Source organism: Mitsuaria sp. BK041 (assembly GCF_014193085.1).
GTDB lineage: Bacteria > Pseudomonadota > Gammaproteobacteria > Burkholderiales > Burkholderiaceae_C > Roseateles.
Genome location: NZ_JACHYT010000001.1, coordinates 2,933,761 through 2,954,396 on the forward strand (window position 1 = coordinate 2,933,761; position 20,636 = coordinate 2,954,396).

Sequence of the window (20,636 nt, forward strand, 5' to 3'; positions counted from 1 at the left end):
CGCCCTGACGACACCGAGCCCCATCGCGCCGGCGACGCCCACAACGGTCGATCGGCCTGCCAGGGCCGCCCCACCCGGATCGCCCATGTCGCCCGTATCGCCGGTGGATCCCGGCGAACTGGCCCGACTCGCGCTCGTGTTCCAGCGCCGCCTGGATCGGCTGCCCGACGACATCGACGACGGCTGGGCGGCGCTGAATGCGCTGCGGCCGGCGCTCGACCAGATGCCAGACGGCCCCTCGCGCCGCCGCCTGATGCTCACGCTGTACCGGCGCTGGTGCGGGCCGCTGCCGGACCCGCGCCTGCTCGCGACACCGGGCGGTCGCCTGGCGCTGCACGGGCGGCTGGGGCTGCTGTCGCGCCTGTGCGCGGTGGCGCTGGCGGGCCGGCCCGGCGTGCTGCGCTGCTGCGTCGAGATCCGCGCGCGGCGGGCGCTCGAAGGCGCGCTCGGCCCGGCGATGGCGGCCCTGCGCGAATCCGCGCGCCAGGGCGCGGTGGTGCCGGCGCAGGTGGCGGCCTGGTCGCCGATCCAGTGGGCCTGCGTCGGCTACGCGGACCTGGCGCTCGCGGGCGCCTGGCCGCATCGCGGCCTGCGGCGCCTGGTGCGCCTCGCGCTGCCGGCGCGCTGGCCGGTGCCCGACGGCCGCCATCAAGTGCCGGTGCGTCACGCCTGCGCGCTCGATGGCCTGGCCCGCCTGGACGCGCTTTTCGCGAAGGAACCGACATGATGATCTGGCTGCAGGGCGGCGGCGCGGACCGCCTGGGCGGACTGGGGGCCGAGGACGGCATCCTGCGCGCCGCCGAAGTCGACGGCGCCGCGGAGCTCGACGCGCTGCGCCGCGCGATGGACGAGCAGCGCGATGCGGTGCTGGCGCAGGCGCGCGAAGAGGCCTCGAAGCTGATGACCGATGCGCGCGAGCAGGCGGACCGTCTGCTGGCCGAGGCTCGCACCGAAGCCGAGCGGCTGCGGGTCGAGGCCTGCGAGGCCGGCCGGCGCCAGGCCGCGCTGGAATGGCATGAGCGCCAGACGGTGCAGGTGATCGACAACGCGCAGGTGCTGCGCGGCATGCACGAGAAGCTGGCGACCATCGTCACCGGCGCCGTCGAACGCATCGTCCACACCGAGGAGCGGGCGGCGCTGTACCAGCGCGCGCTGCGCAGCGTGCGCAGCTTCGCGCGCGGCGCGAGCACCCTGGCCCTGCGCGTCAGCGCCGATGACCACGCCCACGCGCGCGCCGCGCTGGATTCGCTCAAGGCGCTGCAGACGCAAGGGGTTCACATCGAGGTCAGCGTCGACCCGGCGCTGCGGGCCGGCAGCTGCGTGTTCGAGTCGGAGGTCGGCATCCTCGATGCCAGCCTGCAGACGCAGCTCGACGGCCTGCGCGCGGCAATGGACCGCGCGGTGCGCAAGGCGCTGGCGAGCAGCCTGCCGCTGGCCGATGCCGGCGACCACGAAGCCACCGACCACGGCTTCGATGACGGGCCGGAAGACGGCGTCAGCGACCGCGGCGTCAGCGACCGCGGCGTCAGCGACCGCGGCATCGACGCCCAGGCCCACGCGTCCTTCGGATTCCCGCACACGGACGCGGGCGCGCGGGCCGATGCCGATGACGCCGAGGACATCCTTCACGCGCACGACCTCGCCGAACACTGACCAGGAGCGCCGATGAAGGCATTGCAGGGATTCACCGACCTGATGGAGGCCGAGCTGGCCTCGGCCACGATGGTGGGCCGCACCGGCAAGGTCACCGAGGTGATCGGCACGCTGATGCGCGTGAGCGGCCTGGACGCTCGCCTGGGCGAGCTGTGCGAGGTGCTCGACGACGACGGCGCGGTGCTGCAGACGGCCGAGGTGGTGGGCTTCGCCGGCGGGCGCAGCATCCTCTCGCCCTTCGGCTCGATCCTGGGCGTGCGCGGCGGCACCCGCGTGGTCGGACTGGGCCAGGTCTTGTCGGTGCCGGTCGGCCAGGCGCTGCTGGGCCGCGTGATCGACAGCCTGGGCCGGCCGATCGACGGCAAGGGCCCGGTACGTACCACCGAATCGCGTCCGGTGTTCGCGCTGCCGCCCACGCCGATGGAGCGCGAGATGATCGAGCGCCCGCTGCCCACCGGGGTCAAGGTGATCGACGGGCTGATCACGCTGGGCGAGGGGCAGCGCATGGGCATCTTCGCGCCGGCCGGCGTCGGCAAGTCCACGCTGATGGGCATGCTGGCGCGCGGCACGCAGTGCGACATCAGCGTCATCGCGCTGATCGGCGAGCGCGGCCGCGAGGTGCGCGAGTTCATCGAGCTCATCATGGGCGAGGCCGGCATGGCGCGCTCGGTGGTGGTGTGCGCGACCTCGGACCGCTCGTCGAGCGAGCGCGCGAAGGCGGCGCACGTGGCCACCGCGGTGGCCGAGTACTACCGCGACCAGGGCCTGAAGGTGCTGCTGATGATGGACTCGCTGACCCGCTTCGCGCGGGCGCAGCGCGAGATCGGCCTGGCGGCGGGCGAGCCGCCGGCGCGGCGCGGTTTTCCGCCGTCGGTGTTCGCCGAGATCCCGCGGCTGCTCGAGCGCGCCGGCATGGGCGCGCGCGGCTCGATCACCGCGCTCTACACCGTGCTGTACGAGGACGAGAGCGGCAACGACCCGATCTCCGAGGAAGTGCGCGGCATCCTGGACGGCCACATGATCCTGTCGCGCAAGATCGCCGCGCGGAACCAGTACCCCGCGATCGACGTGCTGGGCAGCCTGTCGCGGGTGATGTCGCAGATCGTGCCCAAGCCGCACCAGGCGGCCGCCGGCCACCTGCGGGCGCTGATGGCCAAGTACGACGAGATCGAGCCGCTGGTGCAGATGGGCGAGTACAAGCCCGGCAACGACGCGCTCGCCGACGAGGCCATGCGCAAGCTGCAACCGGTGCGCGAGTTCCTGTGCCAGGCCACCGACGACCTCTGGGCCTTCGACCGCACGCTGGGGTCGCTGGGCCAGGTCGTGGCGGGATGAGGACGGCACGCGCGCGTTCCGCGCCCTGCCCCGCCGGCCCTGCGGCCGGCTGTTTCAACGATCCGGAGTGACCCGATGAATGCCTCCCTTCACCGTCATCACCGCCATCGCGCCCACTGCCTCGGCCCGCGCGGTGCGCTCGCGATCGCGCTGCTCGCGCTGGGCGTCGGCCTGACCGGCTGCGCCTCGCGCCGCCCGCCGGAGCCGCTGGCCGTCGTCGCGCCGGCGCCGGTCCCCTTGCCGCCGCCGGGCTCGGCGCTCGACGTCAAGGACGGCCACGTCTGGTCGCCGGACATCGCGGCCGTGGCGCGGGAGCTGCAGCAGCTGGCGCTGGACAACGGCCAGGTGGAGGTGATGCGCACGGCCGGCAACCAGGTGCGCGTGCGCATCGACGCGGCCGATGCGGTCGATCGCCGCGATGCGCTGCAGCCGCGCTTCCGACACTTCGTGGAGCGCGCCGCCGAGGTGCTCGCGCGCTCGCCGGCGGTGCGGGTGCGCGTCGAGGCAGGCATCCGCGTCAACTCGCCCGCCAATTCCCCTGCGGCCGCGAAGGGTCGCAACCAGGCGCTGGGCTGGGCCCGCGGCACCGAGGCGATACTCGCCAGCCGCGGCATTCCCGCCGACCGGTTGACGTCCGAGGCCCGCGCCGGCGGCGACGCCGAACCGGCGGGAAGCTTCGACGCCGGCCCGCGGCGCTACATCGAGCTGCTGGCCGCCGACCCGATCGCGCAGTAGCGCAGGTGGGGCCGGGTCCGCCGCGCTTGCACCGACCCTTCATCCAGCCTTCATTCATGACCGTCCCCCTGGCCTCCCGCCGCGCCTTCATCCGGGCGTCGATCGCCGCGGCGTCGGCGCCCATGGCGCTGCTCGCTCCCACCGCTCAAGCGCAAACCGGCGCCTGGCCCAGCAAGCCGGTGCGCATCGTCGTGCCGTATGCGCCGGGCGGACTGAGCGACGCCGTCGCGCGCCTGCTGGCCGAGCGGCTGGCGCTGGGCCAGCCGGTGATCGTCGACAACAAACCGGGCGGCGGCGGCGTCATCGGCATGGGCGTGGTGGCCAAGGCCGCCGCGGACGGCCACACGCTGGCCTTCTCGGCGATCAGCCCGCTGACGCTCAGCCCGCACACGCACCAGGTGCCCTACGACGCACTGACCGACTTCGCGCCGGTGGCGCGAGTGATGGTGTCGCCGGTGTACCTGCTGGCCACGCCGGCCTTCGCCGGCAAGACCTTCGCCGACGCGATCGCCCAGGCGCGCGCGCAGCCGGACCAGGTCACCTTCGCCACCAGCGGCGTCGGCAGCCTGGGCCACCTGATGCTCGAGCAGATCTCGCGCAAGGCGCAGGTCCGCTTCACCCACGTGCCCTACAAGGGCGGCGGCCAGATCGCCACCGACGCCGCCGGCGGTCAGTTCCAGCTGTTCACCGCCAATCCCGGCGCGGCGCTGAACGCGCTGGTCGAGCGCGGCAAGCTGCGCGTGCTGGCCGTGGCCGCACCGGGCCGCATGCCGGGCCTGCCCGACGTGCCGACCATCGATGAACTGGGCCATCCGGAGGCCAACATGAATTCGGTGTTCGGCGTCTTCGCGCCGGCCCGCACGCCGCCCGAGGTGATCCAGCGCCTGCACGAGGCCATCAACCGCGTGCTGGCGGAGCGCGACGTGCAGGAGCGGCTGCGCCAGCTCGACTACCTCGTGAGTCCGGCGACGATCGCGGCGTTCACCGACCAGCTGCGGCGCGAGCACGCCGCCAACGGGCGGCTGCTGAAGGAGACCAGCATCCGGCTGGAGTGACCGGCGCGTGCACGCCGGCGCGTGCATGCCGGCGCGCGGAGGGCCCCTCGGGGCCCTCGCTTCATTTCAGCGCCGCCACCTGCAGCGTGCGGCGCGGCACATGCGGATGCAGGTGCGACACGACCACCCTGCCCTGCACGAAATCCAGCGAGTAGCTGCTGTGCTGCAGCGGCGTCGCGCGCTCGGTGCGGTCCAGCGCGTTGCTGAAGCCGCGTCCCACCTGGCGGCCGTGGTCGAACACCAGGTCGGTGACGCCGCCCGGCACGCGGGCCACGGCGCTGTCGAACTCGCGGCGGTTGCGTGCCGCGAGCACGGGCCGCAGGTCGGCATGGCCGGACACATGGGCGTGCAGGTCGGCGACCACCTGGGACAGCGTCGACAGCGAGTCGTAGCTGCCCACATGGCCGGTCTCCGGCGCGCGCTCCCGCATGGCCTCGTCGCTGATGCCGACGTGCCGCTCGACGGTGCGTTCCCAGGCCAGGTCGCTGATCGCGGCGCGGCGCGCCGGCGCTTGATGCAAGGTCTCGCGCAGCTCGCCGATCCGCGCCTCGGTCACCGCCAGCCGCTCGCGCAACCCGGCCTGGGCGGCACGGACTTCGTCGTGCTCGCGGCTGGCGTTCGCCGCCTCCCGCGCCAGCGCCGCGGCGGCCGCCTCGTGCGCTTGCGCGGAGCGGCGCAGCTCGGCCTGCGCTTCGCCGATGTCGCGCGCGGTCTGGTCGACGCGGCTGCGCGCCTCGTCCGCCTGGGCGCCGTGGCGGTCCACGTCGCCGCGCAGCCGCATCCGGCGAGCGTCGACATCCGGCGACGAGGACCCGGCCGCCGCCGGGAGCTGCGGAATGGCCGCATCCGGCGCGGCATCGCGCGAGGCAGGCTGCGCTGATTGCGCTGAGGGCGACGACTGCGCGGCGTCCCGCTGCCGGCGCTCGTCGCGAAGGCCGCTGAGCGCCGCCTGCGCGGCGCCGAGCTCGCTCGTCAGCTGCTCACCGCGCTCGACGAGGGCTGTCTGGTCCTTCAGCGCGCCGTCAAGCGCGAACTGGGATCGCTGCACGTCGCCCGACGCCGCGCGGTAGTCATCGGCGATGGTTTTCATCATCGACGTCGCCTGCTGGATCGCGCCCAGGACGATGCGGCCGCGATGCGCCGGCAGCTCCTGCAGCGGCACCAGATCGCGGGCTCGCGCGCGACCTTCGGCCAGCGCCGTCTGCGTGACCCGGTTGCCGCTGGGCATCCTCACGCGGCGCGCCGTCGTGCCGTCGGGCGTGCCCATGGCGGCGGCCGCGCTCGCGCAGCCTCTCATCTCCTCCGCGAACTGGGCCACCACATGCCGACCAACCTCCTTCCCCAGGCCTTCGCCGCCCGCGCGCACAGCCGCCATCACGGCGCTCATGTCGCCGCCAAGCAGATTCCTCAGCAGGCTCTCGTTGACGCGGCCGGGCCACAAGGTGCTGTACAGCGCGGAGAACGCCGAGAAGCTGTGCGCCGGGTTCTCCAGCAGCGGCTCGTCCAGACGCCGCGGACCCTGGTCGACGTTGGTGAACATGTCCAGGTAGCTGGCATGCCGCGTGTCCTCGCCCTGTGGCACCCGATCGATGGCGGGGAGCTCGTAATGCGCCAGGAACCGGTTGAGGTTGGTGGCGACGGCCTCATCGATCCGCGGCTCGTAGGAACGCGGATCCAGCACCAGCGCCGCGAAGTCGGTATCGCGCTTCAACGCCGCGCGCGCCTCCGCCACGCGGCGACTGGCCGCCTCCATCTGCGTCTTGAGGCTGTCGCGTTCCCCCTCCAGCTGCTTGATGCGCGCCTGCGCCTCGACCTCCGCGGGGCTGCGGGGATCCGGTTTCGCGGCCGCCGGCGTCGCTTTCGTCGCGCTCGCCGCCTTGGCGCCGCCGCGCCGGCCCGTTCGCGTGCGCGCAGGACGAGCCGGTTGAGCCGGCCGCGACTCCGCCGCCAGCGTCAGGCCCTCAAGCTGCCGCCGGGCGGACGCCAGCTTGCGCTCGGCATCCGCCAGCTCGCCAGTCTCCTTCTCATGCCGGGCCTGCAGCGAGGCCAGCTGGCCTCGCGCTTGATCGGTGCGCGACTGAAGGCGGCCGACCTCGTCGCCCCGCTCGCCCGCGCCGGGAACGCCCGCGTCACGACGCCGCGCCTGAAGTTCGTCGAGGCTCGCCTGCAGCGTCGCCCGCTCCGCCTCCAACTGGGAGAGATCTTCCGCCAGCGACCTCAGCTGGGCGGACGGTGACATCGCGACCCATGCCGCCCCGCTCGATGAGGCTCCCATCGATGCCAGGGCCCCCGTCCCCGTCGGCATCGGCAGCGACGCGCGTCGCTGCGAGGCGCTCGATGCGCTCTCGGTCTCGCCGGTGCCGGACGTGCCCGGCGCGCCGGCCGGCCGCGCCGGCGGCCGATCCAGATCAGCAAATCCCGCCGCGGGACGGGCCTGCGTGGTGGACGCCGGCACCGGCTGCCGGCCGCTGGCCGGTACGGTGGCTCGCGAGGGCACGCGGCCCGCGGTGGAACGGATCGGACCGGTCATGGCACCTTCAATCGAGTTCGTCGACGTTGACGCGGGGCCGGCGCTGCTGCGGCACCGGGATGTCCGCCACCGACGAGGCCGAGCTCGACGGCAGACGCGGCGAGTCCGGACGCAGTGCCAGCTCCAGATCGACAGGCGCGTCCGGCACGGGCCTGGCCCGCACCGCCTCCTGCGCCTGCCACAGGCCTGTGATCGGCGAATCGAGCATCGCGCCCAGCGCCGCGGCCCCGACGTTGCCGATGAACTGCTGCACGGCCGGCGGCAGCTGGCTGTGCGCCATGCCCTGCCCCGCCGCGGTCAGCGCCGAGAAGAGCGTGTTGGTGAGCGAGGTCCGCGCCTGCGCCTGGTCCAGCACGCGGCTGCGGTCCGTGCCGGTGAGCACCGGCGCCCACTCCTGCTTCGCGCCGGGCGTCTGGTTGGCGAAGAGCTGCAGGCGCTGGAACCAGTCCGTCGTCTCGCCCAGCGTGTTGGTCAGCGTGCTGATCGCCGCCGTCCCGGCCGCGACGCGCCAGGCCTCGCCCGCGCCCATGGCCGTGGATTGCCCGAGCAGCACCGCGGCCGCCGTGCCTCGATCAGGCACCCACGCGCCCTTCAGTGCATCGCCCAGGAAGCCGTTCACCACGTTCACGCCGGCGTAGGTGGCCACGGCGGCGGCCTGCGCAGCACCGGACATGCCGGCCGCCAGCTCCGGCTGCGGGCCGCCGCCCGCAGGCGCCGGCGGCTTGTTCACCTTGACCATGCTGAAGCTGGCCTGCAGGCCGTCCCGCATCGCGGCGTAGACGCCGACCTTCAACTCGTTGGCCAGCGGCTGCAGCGCGGCCGCCCGGTCGCCCTGCTGGAACCCGTGATGCATCAGCATCAGGTTGGTGAAGGACGAGGACACCTGCATCACCGTGAACAGCCGCGAGACCTTGAGCGTGTGCTCCCGCATCGCCGTCTGCTCGCGGGGCGTCTTCGCCTGCCACTGCTCGGGGGTGAGCGAGTGGTAGGCGCGCGCCGCCTCGTCGGGGTTGCGCCGCTCGCGCAGCTCCCGCACCACTTGCAGGACCACGTTGGTCATGCCGACCGTCGCCTGCAGGCCCATCACGGCCGGCGCCGGCGTGGCCCGCAGCGCGTGGGTCACCGCGCTGGCGAGCATCTCCCGCGCGAAGGTGGGCAGCGCCACCGCGACCGTCTGGTGGATGGCGTGTCCCGCCACCACGCCGGCCAGGCGGGCCTCGGGCATCGGCGGAACGACGGACCCGAGCGTGCGCACCACCTCACTGCCCGCCACGCCGGCCAGCCGGGCGACCTCGCTGGAGATCGCGTTCGCGACGGAGCGCCAGTTGCGCTCCGGCGCGGCGGGACGGGACAGGTTGAAGGTTGGCTCGGCCCGCAGTTGCCGGCCGATGTCCGATGCGGTGGCCGAGAGCGGGCCGCTCAGGCCGCGCTCCCGCGCCAGGGTGTCGAGGCGCCGCGACGACCACTCGCGCGAGTCCGACATGCTGTGCGAGTCGTCCAGCAACGAGCGACCCGGACTCGTGCCGACGAGCTCCGGCAGAGGCCGGCGCTCGCGCAGCTCCTCGCCGCTGGAGGATGCCAGCGGCGCGGAGGTTCGCGACGACGGCGCGTTGTGCGGCCGCTCAAGCGTCGGGGCAACGACGCCGGCCGCCGAGCCCGTCGAGCCAGCAGTACCTGCTGTACCTGAAGGACCCGCGGTCGCTGTGGCGCCGGGCACGGACGTGCCGGCCTCGGCGGGCAGACGGAACGATTCGATGCGGTTGGATGTCGAAGGGGGGATGGATGCAGGCATGTCGGCTCCCTCCTTCAATGCGCGGCCGCGGTGGCGCGGGACGTCGATGTGGCACGGGCCAGGCGCGCGAAGTCGCGCAACCAGGCGGCGAAGCCGTCGGCGAAATCGATGGCGCTGCGGCCGTCGACCGGGCAGCGCGACATCAGCCGTGCGCGGCCGCGCTCCCGGGCCACGGCGACGCCGGCGAAAACCATCAGCGTCGTGTTGGCCTGCAGCGCGAGCCGCCGGCGCTCGAGCGTGTCGAGCGCTTCGGCGCCGAGGTCCGACACCAGCACCAGCGTGTCGGTCCCGTCCTCGCAGGCCAGGCCGATCGACACGCCGTCCAGCGTGAACGATCCGCTGCGCGCGCCGGCCAGCGCGTCCGCGGCGGGCAGCCCCGCTTGCAGCAAGGCCCCATGCACGCGCACGAGCACGCGCTCGGGGGCTTCCAGGAGCGGCGCGTCGACATCGGCCGCAGCGGTCGCATCGACACCGCGGCGCTGTGCCGCATTCGCAGGCCCCGCGGCAGCTTCAGCCGTTCCGGACATGCCGGCCGTTGCCGCCGTCCCGGCCGTTGCTGCCGCTTCAGCCGCTCCGGCCCGCGCCGTCACGCCCTCGAGCAGTGCCTGCCGCAGCTGCAGCAGCCCGGCCAGTTCGACGGCCAGCAGATCGGGATGCGCATGCCCGGCGGCGGTGCGCAGGATCAGCACCGCCTCGCCGTCGTCGTTCAACCCGAAGGCCGCGTGGGTGGCGACCAGCGCCTGCCCGGTGGCGAGCAGCAACGCATCGCACCAGGCCGCCTCGTCGACCGCGGCCGGACGCGCGGCGCGCGTGACGGCCAGCCAGGACCCCGTCGGTTCGTCGTGCAGCGGATGCAGCGACAGCGGCTGCCCGGCGAGCTCGATCAGGCCGGTGGCGCCGAAATGCCGCGCCACCTCGGGGCTGGCGCACAGCCGCAGCGCGGCCTCGCGGCGCCAGTCGGCGATGACGTCGGCGGACGTGCCGGCTGAAACGGTGTCGGCATGAGCGGGGATCGTCCCGTTCGCCGGAGGTGTCGTAGACGCAAGGATGGTCGTCATGGAAGCTCCCTGGCCGAGTTGTTGGGTGATGGGTTCGGCCGGCGATGACGATAGGCACGTCGCGATGACGGCAGCGAGACGGACGCGAAGCGGGGGGCGCCGAAGCGAACGCGCCGACGCGGTCGACCGCGGGGCCCGACCGGTCGTCGGGCTCAGTCGGCTCAGTAGCCGCGCGTCCCGACCGCCGCTTCCGCCAGCGCCGGCAGCACGTCCTTGAGCTTCTCCCGCGCGCGCACCAGGCGCGCCTTCACCGTGCCCGAGGGGCAGGCCATGATCCGCGCGATCTCCTCGCAGGATTCGCCCTGGCAGTAGGCCAGCTCCACCGTCGTGCGCTGCTCCAGCGACAAGGTGGCGAGCCCGTGACGCACCCAGTCGCGCAGCTCGCGGTCGGGGCCGTCGTCGAAGAACGGCTCCGCCTCGGCGAGTTCCGCCTCCGGCACCGCCGAGGCATTGATCTCCTGACCGACCTCGCGATCCCGCAGCGCCTTGAGCATGCAGCGATACGCGATGCCATGGGCCCAGGTCGTCACCCGCGAGTCGCCGCGGAAGTTGGCGGCGCTTTTCCAGACCACCCACAGCGCGTCGTTGACCGCCTCTTCCACCACATGCGGGCGCGAGCAGCAGCGCTGGATGAAGCGCGTCAGGCGCGGCTGGAAGTGGCGGTACAGCTGCTCGAACGCCGCGCGGTCCCCCGCGCCGGCCGCCTGCAGCCAGGCTCCCAGCAGGCCTTCCATGTCCTCGTCCCTCATGGCGCCACCTCGAAGGCCAGGACCTGCGTCACCTGTTGCGGCGAGAAGTTGTCGTCGGCCACCATCACCAGCGTGCGCCGGCCGTCGGGCCGCACCGGTCCCCAGGCCATGCCTTCGAGGTTGTCGATCGGTCCCCGCGCGCCGGCGGCCTGCAGGTCGAGGATCAGCCGCTTGCGCATCGGCACGAGCGCCGCGTCGCGCAGCGAGGCCACGGCCGAGACGTCGGTGGCGCCATCGACGCGGGCCTCGTACAGCCGCACGCGGAACTTGAAGACCCGCTCGGCGACTTCCCGGCCCGAGCGCTCCAGCACCAGCAGCGTGCCTGCCGGCGTGACCAGCACATCGCTGACGCCGTTGTCGGACCGGCGCTGGCCGCCGGTGGGCGCCTCCGGGATCGGCTCGACCGGATAGGCGTACTGCCCCAGCACCCGGCCCTGCCGGTCCAGGTGGGTGAAGCGGGCCAACGCGCCCGCCTCGCGCGTCGGCGGTTCGCCGTCCTCGATCAACGGCGCCTCCATGCTGGCCCACACGGAGCCATCCGCGGCCAGGGCCAAGCCTTCCAGGCTGAGGTTGTCCCGGGCCCCGCGCGGCTCGTCGGGATGCACGCGCAGGCGCTCGGGCAGCGGCAGCTCGCCGGCGAAGCGGCCGTCCCGCTCCGACCAGCGGATGAAGGGCTGCAGGCCGCGCGGGCGGTCGCCCTCGCTGGACCAGAGCAGACGCCCGGTCCGCGGGTCCAGCCGCAAGGCCTCGGGATCGGGGCTGTCGGGCGGCGGCTCGCCGGGCCGCGTCGGCGCGCGGACATTCGGATAGGGCTGGCCGTCCCGCTGCAACAACGGGGTGAGGCCGGTCACGCGCAGCTCCTCCAGGCCCTGCGCGTTCCAGCGGATCCTGGCGGTGTAGAAGCGCGCGGGGGCGTGCTCCGACCGGTCGTCGCTGAGCAGGTACCAGGTGTCCTCGACGGGGTCGTAGTCGAGGCCGGAAATGCCGCCGAGATGGCGCAGCAGCGGATCGGTCGCCACGCGCGGAATGACGGTCTCGCCGATGAGCCGCAGGCGCATGGGCGGCTGCGCCCAGGCGTCCGTGCCCGGCGCACCTGCCGCCGCACCTGCCGCCGCATCTGCCGCCGCACCCGCCGCCGCACCCGCCGCGGCGTCCACCGAAACGCGTGCTGTCGCGCGCGCATCGACCGTCGAGGTCACCGGCGCGCAGCCGCCCAGCAGGAGCGCGACCGCGGCCACGGCCCCGGCGAGGACCGCCGTGCCGCCAGGGCGGGTCACCGGGGAGCGCGTCACAGCTCCATCCTCACCCACAGCACCACCGTGCGCGGCGCACCGATGAAGTAGCGCCCGATGCTGGAGGGGCTCGTCATCAGCTCGGGCGCGACGCCGGAGAGGTAGTGCTTGTTGGTGATGTTCTCCAGGTTCAGGCCGAGGGTCAGGTGATCCCACTGGTACGACCCACTCGCGCCGAGCAGCGTGTACGCCGGCATGCGCTCGTCGACGCCGCTGTTCGCCACCCGCGGATTCGCGTAGTAGCCGGCCTGGCTGGACACGTGACGGAGATTGGCCCCGAGCCGCCAGGCATCGCCCGGCCGCCAGGTCGCTTCCAGGAACAGGTTGCGCGGCGCGATGCCGACCAGGTCCGCGCCGTCGCGGATGAAGCCCTTGGCCGGATAACCCTGCGCATCGACGTCGCCCAGCGCGTAGCGCGCCTTCTGGTAGGTGAAGGCGCCATACAGGCGCCAGGCCGCCCCCACGCGCGCGTTGCCGCTCAGCTCGATGCCATCGATGCGGCGGCCCTGGTCCACGTTCTCCGACTGCAGCGTGCCGGCGATGTCCGCGGCCACCGTCTCCTTCGAGCGGATCGAAAAACCCTGCACGCTCAGCGCGTAGCCGTCGCCCTTGTGGCGCAGGCCCAGGTCGAAGGCCTTGGCGGTGTCCATGTCCTGCGGACGCAGCGCCGCCGCCATCGTGGTGGCCGCGCCGCCCTCGAGCGTCGCGTCGGTCATCGTGGCCGCGTTCTTGGCGTAACCCGCGAACAGCTCGGTGTTCGCGCCCAGCGGCACCAGCGCGCCCAGCTTGGGCAGCACGCCGGAGTTCACCCGCGCCTGGTTGACGAAGTCCAGCTTGCCGGTGCGCGAGTCCTGGATCGGCGCGCGGTAGTCGACCCGGTTGTCGAGGTAGGTGACGCCGTAGTCCAGCTTGAGCCCGCCATCCAGCAGGCTGCTGCGGTTGGCCAGGTAGACCATGGTGGAGCGGTTCTTCCAGTGCTTGTCCTCGCTGATCGCGACCGGCGTGTCGGCAAGGGCCGGCCCCGCGGACTCGTCGAGGACCGGATACCAGCGCCGCACCTGACCGCGCTCGTAGCTCTCGTACCAGGCGCCGGCCCGCCAGTCGAGCAGGTCGCCGTGCCGCGCGCCCACTTCCACCAAGGCGCCGTTGCGCGAGAGGTCGTAGTCATTGCCGCGGAAGTACAGGCTGCGGGCCGAGCCATCGAGCCCCGGATAACCGCCGTTGCCCAGGCCCGTTTCCTTGCCGGTCCCGTCCTGCCCGTGGTGATAGGCCTTGGCCGAGACCTTCAGGCCGCCCAGCGTGGTGTTCAGGCTGAGGTAGCTCAGCCGGTCCTCGCGCGGGTTGCCCTTGAGGCCGCGGTAGTTGCGGTCGACGCCGGGCACGCCGATCCAGTGGTCGGTGTAGCCGTCCTGCTTGGGATCGGTCTGGAACTGCCTGAGCGTGACGATGTTGCTGGCGCTCGTCTCCTTGCGCTCGTTGAAGCTGGAGTAGAGCTTCAGCGTGGTGTCCTGGCCCAGGCGCCAGGCCAGCTTCAGGTCGGCATGGTCGCGGCTGTCGTGGCCGGAGGGATCGTCGACGTAGGAGACCTGCCACTGCTGCCGAGACACGCTCAGGTAGGCGGTGAGCCCGGGCGCCAGTTCGCCGCTGTCCACGCGGGCATAGAGCCGGCCGAGCTCGGCGCTGCCCGCGGCGGCTTCCACGCGCAGGCCGAAGGCACGGCCGGGATCCTGGGTCAGGTAATCGATGTGGCCGGCCAGCGCCTGGTGGGACGGCGCGCCGACGATGCCGGCCGACTGCGACACATCGATCGCCGCCAGGTTGCTGCTGTCGAAGAAGCGCGTGGGTACTGAGCCGCCGCCCAGCGTCGTGCGGCCGTTGGGGATGCCGTCGATCGAGAAGCCGATGCTGTCCTTGCCGAAGCCGCGCATGCTGATCGTGCTCTCGAAGCCGTCGCCGCCGAAGGCGTTGGACGAGCCGACCTGGATGCCGGACACGCGCTCCAGCAGCTTGTCGGCCGAGACGCCGGTCGGGTAGTGCTCCAGGTCGGCCGCGGTGATCTTCACGTTGGCGCGCGACTGGCGCAGGCCGATGGATTCGCCGGTCACCGTCACCTGGCCCAGCGACTGCGAGCGGGCGGGCACCGGCGCGGCCGAAGGCGCGGTGTCGCCAGCGGCTTCGCTGGCGGGCCGGGCCGGCGCGGCGGCCTCCTGGGCCAGGACCGGGGCGTGGACGGCGACGAGCAGGGCCGCCAGGGGCAGCGGCGCGAAGGGAAGGCGGGCGAGAGAGCGCATGGTGGAGGAGCTTTCAGCGGAAGGACCGGGAACGGGGTGGAGGGGTACTGCGCGGATCGGGCCGGATGATCATCCACTGGTACGTACCACGTCAATCTGGTCACAGCATGTTTTCCGCAGAACCTCGGGTTTTCCTTCGGAAGCAACAGCTGTCACAGCCTCGTAAAACGGCCATGCGATGCGGACTGGGAGCAACCCTGTTGACCATCTGGTACGTACCATGAGAGCATTGCCAGACATGAGCAAACGACCCGCCGAGGCCTCCGCGCCCCCTCCCCGCTACCGCCAGGTCGCCGACGCGCTGCGCGCCGCCATCGACGACGGCCGCCTCGCCGACAACGAGGCCCTGCCCTCCGAGCGCGAGCTCACCGAGCAGCACCAGGTCAGCCGCGACACCATCCGCAAGGCGGTGCGGCTGCTGGAGGACCATGGGCTGGTCTACAGCGACCACGGCCGCGGCACCTTCGTCGCGCCGGCGCTGGTGCGCCGCATGTCGCGCTACATCGACGGCTTCTCCGAGGACACGCGCCAGCGCGGCGGCCTGCCCAGCCAGCGCATCCTCAACCTCGAGTTCAGCCCGGCCACCATGGCCATCGCCCAGCTGCTGCAGCTCGAATCCGGCCACCCGCTCACCCGCGTGCGGCGCGTGCGCCTGACCAACGGCGTGCCCGTCGGCCTGCACGACGCCTACTTCCCGCTGCCGCCAGGCGTGAAACTCGAGCTGCAGGAGGTGGAACGCGCCCGCTCGCTGTACCAGCTGCTGATGGAACGCGCCGGCTTCGCGCCGGTGGAAGCGGTGGAGAACCTGTTCGCCGCCAGCGCCGACGCGGAGGAAGCGCGGCTGCTTGGCGTGCCGGAAGGCGCGCCGCTGCTGGTCTGCGAGCGCATCACGCTGTCCGAGCGGCGCGAGCCCATCGAGTACTGCCTCATGAAGTACGTGTCCAGCTACCGGTACAGCGCGCGGATCACGCAGTCCAGCCGGCTCGCCTGAGCGGGCCCGGCCGCCCCCTCCCGGCACCGCCGTCGATGCGCCCCGCCCTCCGCTTCCTCCTGCGTCAGCTCCTGTGGCTGCTCGCGGCCGTGGCCGTGCTCTACGGCCTGAAGGCCGCGGGCGAGCGGCTGCTGCCGCGCGCCCAGGCCGGCCACGCGGTGCGCGCCGTGCTCTTCATCAACGGCACGCTGGGCGACAAGTCCTTCTTCGACGGCGCGGCCAAGGGCATGCGCGAAGCGGCGCGGCAGTTGCCGGTCACCGTCAAGATCGTGGAGGGCGGCACCGACCCCACGCGCTGGCTACCGGCTCTGACCGCGCTGGCCGACAGCGGCGACTACGACCTGATCGTCACCGGCACCTACACGATGGCGCCCTATGTCGAGCAGTTGGCGCGGGCCTATCCGGAACGTCGCTTCGTGCTCTACGACGCCGCCGTGGACGCCGGACGCTGCGCCTGCCGCAACGTGCGCTCGCTGCTGTTCCGCCAGAACGAGGGCGCCTACCTGGCCGGCTGGCTGGCCGCGCGGCTCGACCGGGCCGGCCTGCCGGGCGTCGCGCCCGGCGGCGGCCTGGGGGTGATGGGCGGCATGCAGTTCCCCGTCGTCGACGACTTCATCGTGGGCTTTCGCGCCGGTGCCAAGGCCGCGGATCCGGACCTGCCGGTGGCGACCCAGTACGCCAACTCCTTCTCCGATCCGGCGCTGGGCAAGGAGATCGCCAAGACGCTGTTCGGCCGTGGCGCCGGCATCGTGTTCCATGTCGCGGGCGCCAGCGGCCAGGGCGTCAACGAGGCCGCGCTGGAGACCGGCCGCTATGCCATCGGCGTGGACGTGGACCAGTACGCGCTCTACCGCCCGCGCCAGCCGGCGCTGGCGGCGCGCATCCTCACCTCGGTGGTCAAGAACGTCGACGTCGCGGTGCTGGAGGCGCTGCGCGCGTCCCTGCGGGAACCCACGGCGCCGGGCGGCGTCGTGTCGCTGGGCCTGGCGGAGCGCGGCGTGAGCCTCGCGCCCCGCGCCGGCCTGCTGGCGCAGTGGCCGCCGGCGCTCTGGCAGGAACTCGAGCAGGTGCGCGCGGAGATCGTCGCCGGCCAGCGCCGCGTGCCGAGCGCCTTCTCGGCGAGGACGCCCGGATGAGCGCCGCGATGAACACGTCGTTGAACACCGCAACGAGCGCCACAACGAGCGCCGCGATGAACACCGCAATGAACATCGTGATGAGCGCCTCATCGGGCACCCCGCCCGGCATCGCGCCGATCGGCGCCGCCCCGCCCGGACGGCTGTCGCTGCACGGCGTGTCCAAGCGCTACCCGACCGGCACGCTGGCGGTGGACCAGGTCAGCCTGTCCATCGCGCCGGGCGAGGTGCATGCCATCGTCGGCGAGAACGGCGCCGGCAAGTCCACCGTCATGAAGATGCTCTACGGGCTGGAGCAGCCCAGCGCCGGGGAGATCCGCTTGGATGGCCGGCCGGTGCGCTGGCGCACGCCACGCGAGGCGATCGCCGCCGGCATGGGCCTGGTGCCGCAGCATGTGACGCTGGTGCCCTCCTTCACCGTCGCCGAGAACGTCGTGCTCGGCCAGGAGCCGCGCCGCGGTCCGCTGCTCGACACCCGCGTCGCGATCGAGCAGGTCGCCGAGACGGCGCGCCGCTTCGGCCTGCCGCTGGATCCGCGCACGCCGGTATCGCGGCTCTCGCTGGGCGAGCAGCAGGCGGTGGGGCTGCTCAAGGCGCTGCACCAGGGCGCCCGCATCCTGATGCTGGACGAACCGACGGCGGTGCTGGCGCCGCAGCAGGCCGCGGCCTTGATGACCGCGCTGCGGCGCTACGCCGACGACGGCTTGGCGGTGATCCTGATCACGCACCGGATCGCGGAGATCCGCGAGGTCTCGGACCGCTTCACCGTGCTGCGCGGCGGCCGCGTGGCCGGCAGCGCGGCGACGCGGGACGTCGGCGAGGCGGAGATCGCCGCGATGGTGGTGGGACGCGCCGTCGCGCCGCGGCGGTCGCGGCCGTCGCCGGCGCCGGAGCGCCGCACGCCGGTGCTCAGCATGCGCGCGGTCGCGGCCACGGACGCCGGCGGCCGCCAGACCCTGGAGGACCTGACGCTGGAGATCGCCGGCGGCGAGATCCTCGGCATCGCCGGCGTGGAAGGCAATGGGCAGGGACTGCTCGCCGACGTGCTGGCCGGCCTGGTGCGCGCGGAGCGCGGGCAGGTCTCGGTCGACGGCGTCCCGCTGCGCGGCCAGGGGGACGCCGGCATCCGCGCGGCGCGGGCGGCAGGCGTCGCGGCGCTGCCGGAAGACCGGCTGCACGACGGCGTCGCGCCGGACATGAGCATCACCGAGAACGCGATCGCCAACCGGCATGCCGAGCCACCCGTGGTCCGGCGCGGCGTGCCCGGCTGGTTCGGCGCGCTGGATCTGGGAGGGGCGGCGCGCGAGACCGCCCGCCTGCTGCGCGACTTCGGCGTCGTGGCCGCGTCGCCCGAGGTCCCGATCCGCTCGCTGTCAGGCGGCAACATGCAGAAGGTCGTGCTGGCCCGCGAGATCGCCCTGGCCCCGCGACTGCTCGTCGCGAGCCAGCCGACGCGCGGCGTCGACATCGGCGCCTGCGAGTCGCTGCACGAGCGCCTGGCCGCGCTGCGGGACAGCGGCGCGGCCGTGCTGCTGATCTCGGCCGACCTGGACGAACTGCTGGCGCTGTCCGATCGCATCGCGGTGATGTCGCACGGCCGACTGGTCGGGCATTTCGCGGCCGCCGAGGTCGATGCGCGGCGGCTCGGCCTCTACATGACCGGCGTGTGCCACGACCCGGCCGCCCGCGCCGACCTGGACGCGCCCTTCACGCCCGCCGAGCCCTGCTCGCCCTCTGCCTCCGTCACGCCCTCCGCACCCGTCGCGCCCTCCGCACGCTCGGCGCTCTCAGCGCCCTCCACGCCCTCCGCCCCCTCCATGCCGTCCGCCCCCGACGAGGAACGCCTGCCGTGACGTCCGCCGCCCCTCCCGCGCCCCGGGCCTCGCGCCGCGCCGGCCTCACCGTCCTGCTCCGGCGCGTCGGTGCCGGCATCGGCACGCTGCCGCTGTCGCTGGCCGCGGCGCTGCTGGTCGGCTTCGCCCTGACCGCGCTGGTCAGCGATGAGCCGCTGCGCGCCTGGCTGGCGCTGCTCACCGGCCCGCTGCCGGAGTTCCACCTCGGCACGCAGGGCTGGGAGCTGCGGCGCGTGGTGCTCTTCGGCGCCGCGATCGAGGACGCCATCACGCTGGCGCTGCTGGGCCTGGCGATCGCGCTGCCCTTCCGCGCCCGGCAGTTCACGCTCGGCGCGGACGGGCAGATGTTCCTCGGCGCGCTGGCCGCCGTGGCTACCAGCCTGGCGCTGGCCGCCTGGCCCGCGGTGGTCGTCCTGCCGGCCTCGCTGCTGGCCGCGATGCTCGTGGGCGGCGCCTGGGGGCTGCTGCCCGGATGGATGCGGGTGCGCCATGGCGCCAGCGAGATCGTCACCTCGCTGATGCTCAACCTGGTCGCGGTGCAGCTGTTCCGGCTGATCCTCAGCGAATGGATGAGCGATCCCGGCGCGGGTTTCATCGCCACGCCGCTGCTGCCGCCGGCCGCGTCGCTGGGCGCGCTGATCCCCGGCACGCATGTGAGCGCGATGCTGATCGCGGTGCCGCTGCTGGCCTGGGCCGCGCAGGCGATGCTGGACCGGACCAGTGCCGGTTATGCGCTGCGCGCCGTCGGCCAGGCGCCGGACTTCGCGCGGCGCATGGGACTGCCGGTGGCGCGCACGGTGATGCTCTCGACCGCGCTGGGCGGGCTGTTCGCGGGACTCGCGGGGCTGCATGTCAGCCATGCGCTGCTCGGGCGGCTGCCGGTGGACCTGCCCGCCGGCCTCGGTTATGAGGGCCTGGTGGTGGCGCTGCTGGCGCGCAACCAGCCGCGCGCGATCCCGATGGCGGCGCTGCTCTACGCCTACCTGCGGGCCGGCGGGCAGGCGATGGAGCGCGGCACCGATGTCCCGCGCGAGATGGTGCTGGTGATCCAGGCGCTGATCATCCTGTTCGTCGTCTCCGAGCGCCTGTGGCCGCGGCTGGCCGAGGGCCTCGCGCGCTGGCGGAGCCGGCGCGGCGCGCCCGCCGTCGAGACCGTCGAGCCCTCCCCTGGAGTCGCCTCATGACCGACACCTGGACCCTCGTCGTCGCCGGGCTGGTCGTCGCGCTGCTGCGCGCCACCACGCCCATCCTCTTCGCGGCGCTCGGCGCGCTGGTGTCGGACCTGGCCGGCTGCGTCAACGTGGCGCTGGAGGGCCTGATGCTGGTCGCCGCGTTCTTCGGCGTCATGGGCGCGGTGCAGGCCGCCGAGCTCTGGCCGGCGCTGCCGGTCTGGGCCCATGCGCTGATCGGCGGCGGCGCGGCGCTGCTGGCGGCGCTCGTGCTCGCGCTGCTGCTGGCGGTCTTCCATCTCGAGTTCGGCGCCGACCTGATCGTCGCCGGCATCGCCATGAACCTGCTGGCCGCCGGGCTGACCGTGTTCCTGATGGCCAGCTGGGTCGGCGACAAGGGCTCCACCGCCACGCTCGTCAGCCCCGCGCTGCCCGCGCTGCGGGTGCCCGGCCTGGCCGGCTGGCCGGCGCTGGACCTGCTGGTCAACGGCGAAGGCGGCCGCGGCCATCCCCTGCCGCTGCTGCTGGCGCCGCTGGCGGTGGCGGCGGTGTGGCTGCTGCTGCAGCGCACCCCCTGGGGCCGCTGGCTGCGCGCCACCGGCGAGAACCCGGCCGCCGCGCTCGCCGCCGGCATTCCGGTCAAGCGCATGCAGTACCTGGCGCTGCTGGCCAGCGGCGCGCTGGCCGGGCTGGGCGGCGTCTACCTCAGCATGGGCTACGTGACCCTGTTCCAGGCGGACATGAGCGCCGGTCGCGGCTTCCTGGCGCTGGCGGCCGTCTTCCTCGGCGCCCGCGCGCTGGCGGGGACCACCGCGGCGGCGCTGCTGTTCGGCGCCAGCGCGGTGCTGGCCACCCAGCTCGGCGCGCTGGCCTGGCGGCCCCAACTGCCGCAGATGCTGCCGCCCATCGTCACCCTGCTCGCCATGGCCGTGGCCGGCGCGCGCCGCGCGCGGCGGCCCAGGCCCGCCGCGCCCGAGATTTCCCAGAGACCTTGAAG

The 20,636-nt window shown here is 73.6% G+C and carries 16 protein-coding genes; 10 read left to right on the plus strand and 6 right to left on the minus strand.

Annotated features, from left to right (window positions below; translation table 11 throughout):
* Nucleotides 1–85: 85 nt before the first annotated feature.
* The 5 genes from FHT38_RS12385 (at nucleotide 86) to FHT38_RS12405 (ending at nucleotide 4,778) form a co-directional block, all read left to right on the plus strand.
* Nucleotides 86–727 (plus strand): type III secretion protein HrpB4, encoded by a 642-nt coding sequence (locus FHT38_RS12385; protein ID WP_183491949.1) that lies wholly within the window; start codon nucleotides 86–88, stop codon nucleotides 725–727.
* Nucleotides 724–1,653 carry a type III secretion system stator protein SctL gene (sctL, locus tag FHT38_RS12390; protein WP_183491950.1) on the plus strand — a complete coding sequence of 310 codons (930 nt, stop codon included), beginning with the start codon at nucleotides 724–726 and terminating at the stop codon, nucleotides 1,651–1,653. Before FHT38_RS12385 ends, sctL begins: the two co-directional genes overlap by 4 nt.
* 12 nt (nucleotides 1,654–1,665) lie before the next feature.
* A complete protein-coding gene (gene sctN, locus FHT38_RS12395) occupies nucleotides 1,666–2,988 on the plus strand; it encodes a type III secretion system ATPase SctN (protein WP_091733502.1) in 1,323 nt (440 codons plus the stop codon).
* Between the two features lie 75 nt (nucleotides 2,989–3,063).
* Nucleotides 3,064–3,723: a hypothetical protein gene (locus FHT38_RS12400; RefSeq protein WP_183491951.1), complete on the plus strand. Its 660-nt coding sequence runs from the start codon at nucleotides 3,064–3,066 to the stop codon at nucleotides 3,721–3,723.
* A gap of 56 nt (nucleotides 3,724–3,779) precedes the next feature.
* Nucleotides 3,780–4,778 (plus strand): tripartite tricarboxylate transporter substrate binding protein, encoded by a 999-nt coding sequence (locus FHT38_RS12405; RefSeq protein WP_183491952.1) that lies wholly within the window; start codon nucleotides 3,780–3,782, stop codon nucleotides 4,776–4,778.
* A gap of 61 nt (nucleotides 4,779–4,839) precedes the next feature.
* Here FHT38_RS12405 and FHT38_RS12410 read toward each other — a convergent pair whose 3' ends face one another.
* From FHT38_RS12410 to FHT38_RS12435, 6 genes are all read right to left on the minus strand, one after another.
* Complete coding sequence (locus tag FHT38_RS12410) at nucleotides 4,840–7,308, minus strand: hypothetical protein (protein ID WP_183491953.1); 2,469 nt, start codon at nucleotides 7,306–7,308, stop codon at nucleotides 4,840–4,842.
* 7 nt (nucleotides 7,309–7,315) lie between these two features.
* Nucleotides 7,316–9,100, minus strand: coding sequence for a hypothetical protein (locus FHT38_RS12415; RefSeq protein WP_183491954.1), 1,785 nt, complete (start codon nucleotides 9,098–9,100; stop codon nucleotides 7,316–7,318).
* Between the two features lie 14 nt (nucleotides 9,101–9,114).
* Nucleotides 9,115–10,158 carry a type III secretion system chaperone gene (locus FHT38_RS12420; protein ID WP_183491955.1) on the minus strand — a complete coding sequence of 348 codons (1,044 nt, stop codon included), beginning with the start codon at nucleotides 10,156–10,158 and terminating at the stop codon, nucleotides 9,115–9,117.
* Nucleotides 10,159–10,319: 161 nt separating this feature from the next.
* On the minus strand, nucleotides 10,320–10,907 hold the full coding sequence (locus FHT38_RS12425; RefSeq protein ID WP_183491956.1) for an RNA polymerase sigma factor: 588 nt from the start codon (nucleotides 10,905–10,907) through the stop codon (nucleotides 10,320–10,322).
* On the minus strand, nucleotides 10,904–12,199 hold the full coding sequence (locus FHT38_RS12430) for an esterase-like activity of phytase family protein (protein WP_183491957.1): 1,296 nt from the start codon (nucleotides 12,197–12,199) through the stop codon (nucleotides 10,904–10,906). The genes FHT38_RS12425 and FHT38_RS12430 overlap by 4 nt, the downstream gene beginning before the upstream one ends.
* Complete coding sequence (locus FHT38_RS12435) at nucleotides 12,196–14,490, minus strand: TonB-dependent receptor (RefSeq protein WP_183491958.1); 2,295 nt, start codon at nucleotides 14,488–14,490, stop codon at nucleotides 12,196–12,198. The genes FHT38_RS12430 and FHT38_RS12435 overlap by 4 nt, the downstream gene beginning before the upstream one ends.
* Before the next feature lie 238 nt (nucleotides 14,491–14,728).
* Between FHT38_RS12435 and FHT38_RS12440 the strand changes: the two genes are divergently transcribed.
* From FHT38_RS12440 to FHT38_RS12460, 5 genes are read left to right on the plus strand one after another with little or no spacing between them, the layout of a single operon-like run.
* Nucleotides 14,729–15,481 carry a GntR family transcriptional regulator gene (locus tag FHT38_RS12440; RefSeq protein ID WP_091733484.1) on the plus strand — a complete coding sequence of 251 codons (753 nt, stop codon included), beginning with the start codon at nucleotides 14,729–14,731 and terminating at the stop codon, nucleotides 15,479–15,481.
* A gap of 35 nt (nucleotides 15,482–15,516) precedes the next feature.
* Nucleotides 15,517–16,617, plus strand: coding sequence for a BMP family protein (locus FHT38_RS12445; protein WP_183491959.1), 1,101 nt, complete (start codon nucleotides 15,517–15,519; stop codon nucleotides 16,615–16,617).
* Nucleotides 16,618–16,673: 56 nt separating this feature from the next.
* On the plus strand, nucleotides 16,674–18,470 hold the full coding sequence (locus FHT38_RS12450; RefSeq protein WP_221213765.1) for an ABC transporter ATP-binding protein: 1,797 nt from the start codon (nucleotides 16,674–16,676) through the stop codon (nucleotides 18,468–18,470).
* Nucleotides 18,467–19,654, plus strand: coding sequence for an ABC transporter permease (locus FHT38_RS12455; RefSeq protein ID WP_183491960.1), 1,188 nt, complete (start codon nucleotides 18,467–18,469; stop codon nucleotides 19,652–19,654). Before FHT38_RS12450 ends, FHT38_RS12455 begins: the two co-directional genes overlap by 4 nt.
* Nucleotides 19,651–20,634, plus strand: coding sequence for an ABC transporter permease (locus FHT38_RS12460; RefSeq protein WP_183491961.1), 984 nt, complete (start codon nucleotides 19,651–19,653; stop codon nucleotides 20,632–20,634). Before FHT38_RS12455 ends, FHT38_RS12460 begins: the two co-directional genes overlap by 4 nt.
* The last annotated feature ends 2 nt before the right edge of the window (nucleotides 20,635–20,636 follow it).

Coding starts and splice junctions, on each gene's coding strand:
- FHT38_RS12385 (WP_183491949.1), top strand. CDS start 86: ATGTCGCCCGTATCGCCGGTGGATCCCGGCGAACTGGCCCGACTCGCG.
- sctL (WP_183491950.1), top strand. CDS start 724: ATGATGATCTGGCTGCAGGGCGGCGGCGCGGACCGCCTGGGCGGACTG.
- sctN (WP_091733502.1), top strand. CDS start 1,666: ATGAAGGCATTGCAGGGATTCACCGACCTGATGGAGGCCGAGCTGGCC.
- FHT38_RS12400 (WP_183491951.1), top strand. CDS start 3,064: ATGAATGCCTCCCTTCACCGTCATCACCGCCATCGCGCCCACTGCCTC.
- FHT38_RS12405 (WP_183491952.1), top strand. CDS start 3,780: ATGACCGTCCCCCTGGCCTCCCGCCGCGCCTTCATCCGGGCGTCGATC.
- FHT38_RS12410 (WP_183491953.1), bottom strand. CDS start 7,308: ATGACCGGTCCGATCCGTTCCACCGCGGGCCGCGTGCCCTCGCGAGCC.
- FHT38_RS12415 (WP_183491954.1), bottom strand. CDS start 9,100: ATGCCTGCATCCATCCCCCCTTCGACATCCAACCGCATCGAATCGTTC.
- FHT38_RS12420 (WP_183491955.1), bottom strand. CDS start 10,158: ATGACGACCATCCTTGCGTCTACGACACCTCCGGCGAACGGGACGATC.
- FHT38_RS12425 (WP_183491956.1), bottom strand. CDS start 10,907: ATGAGGGACGAGGACATGGAAGGCCTGCTGGGAGCCTGGCTGCAGGCG.
- FHT38_RS12435 (WP_183491958.1), bottom strand. CDS start 14,490: ATGCGCTCTCTCGCCCGCCTTCCCTTCGCGCCGCTGCCCCTGGCGGCC.
- FHT38_RS12440 (WP_091733484.1), top strand. CDS start 14,729: ATGAGCAAACGACCCGCCGAGGCCTCCGCGCCCCCTCCCCGCTACCGC.
- FHT38_RS12445 (WP_183491959.1), top strand. CDS start 15,517: ATGCGCCCCGCCCTCCGCTTCCTCCTGCGTCAGCTCCTGTGGCTGCTC.
- FHT38_RS12450 (WP_221213765.1), top strand. CDS start 16,674: ATGAACACCGCAATGAACATCGTGATGAGCGCCTCATCGGGCACCCCG.
- FHT38_RS12460 (WP_183491961.1), top strand. CDS start 19,651: ATGACCGACACCTGGACCCTCGTCGTCGCCGGGCTGGTCGTCGCGCTG.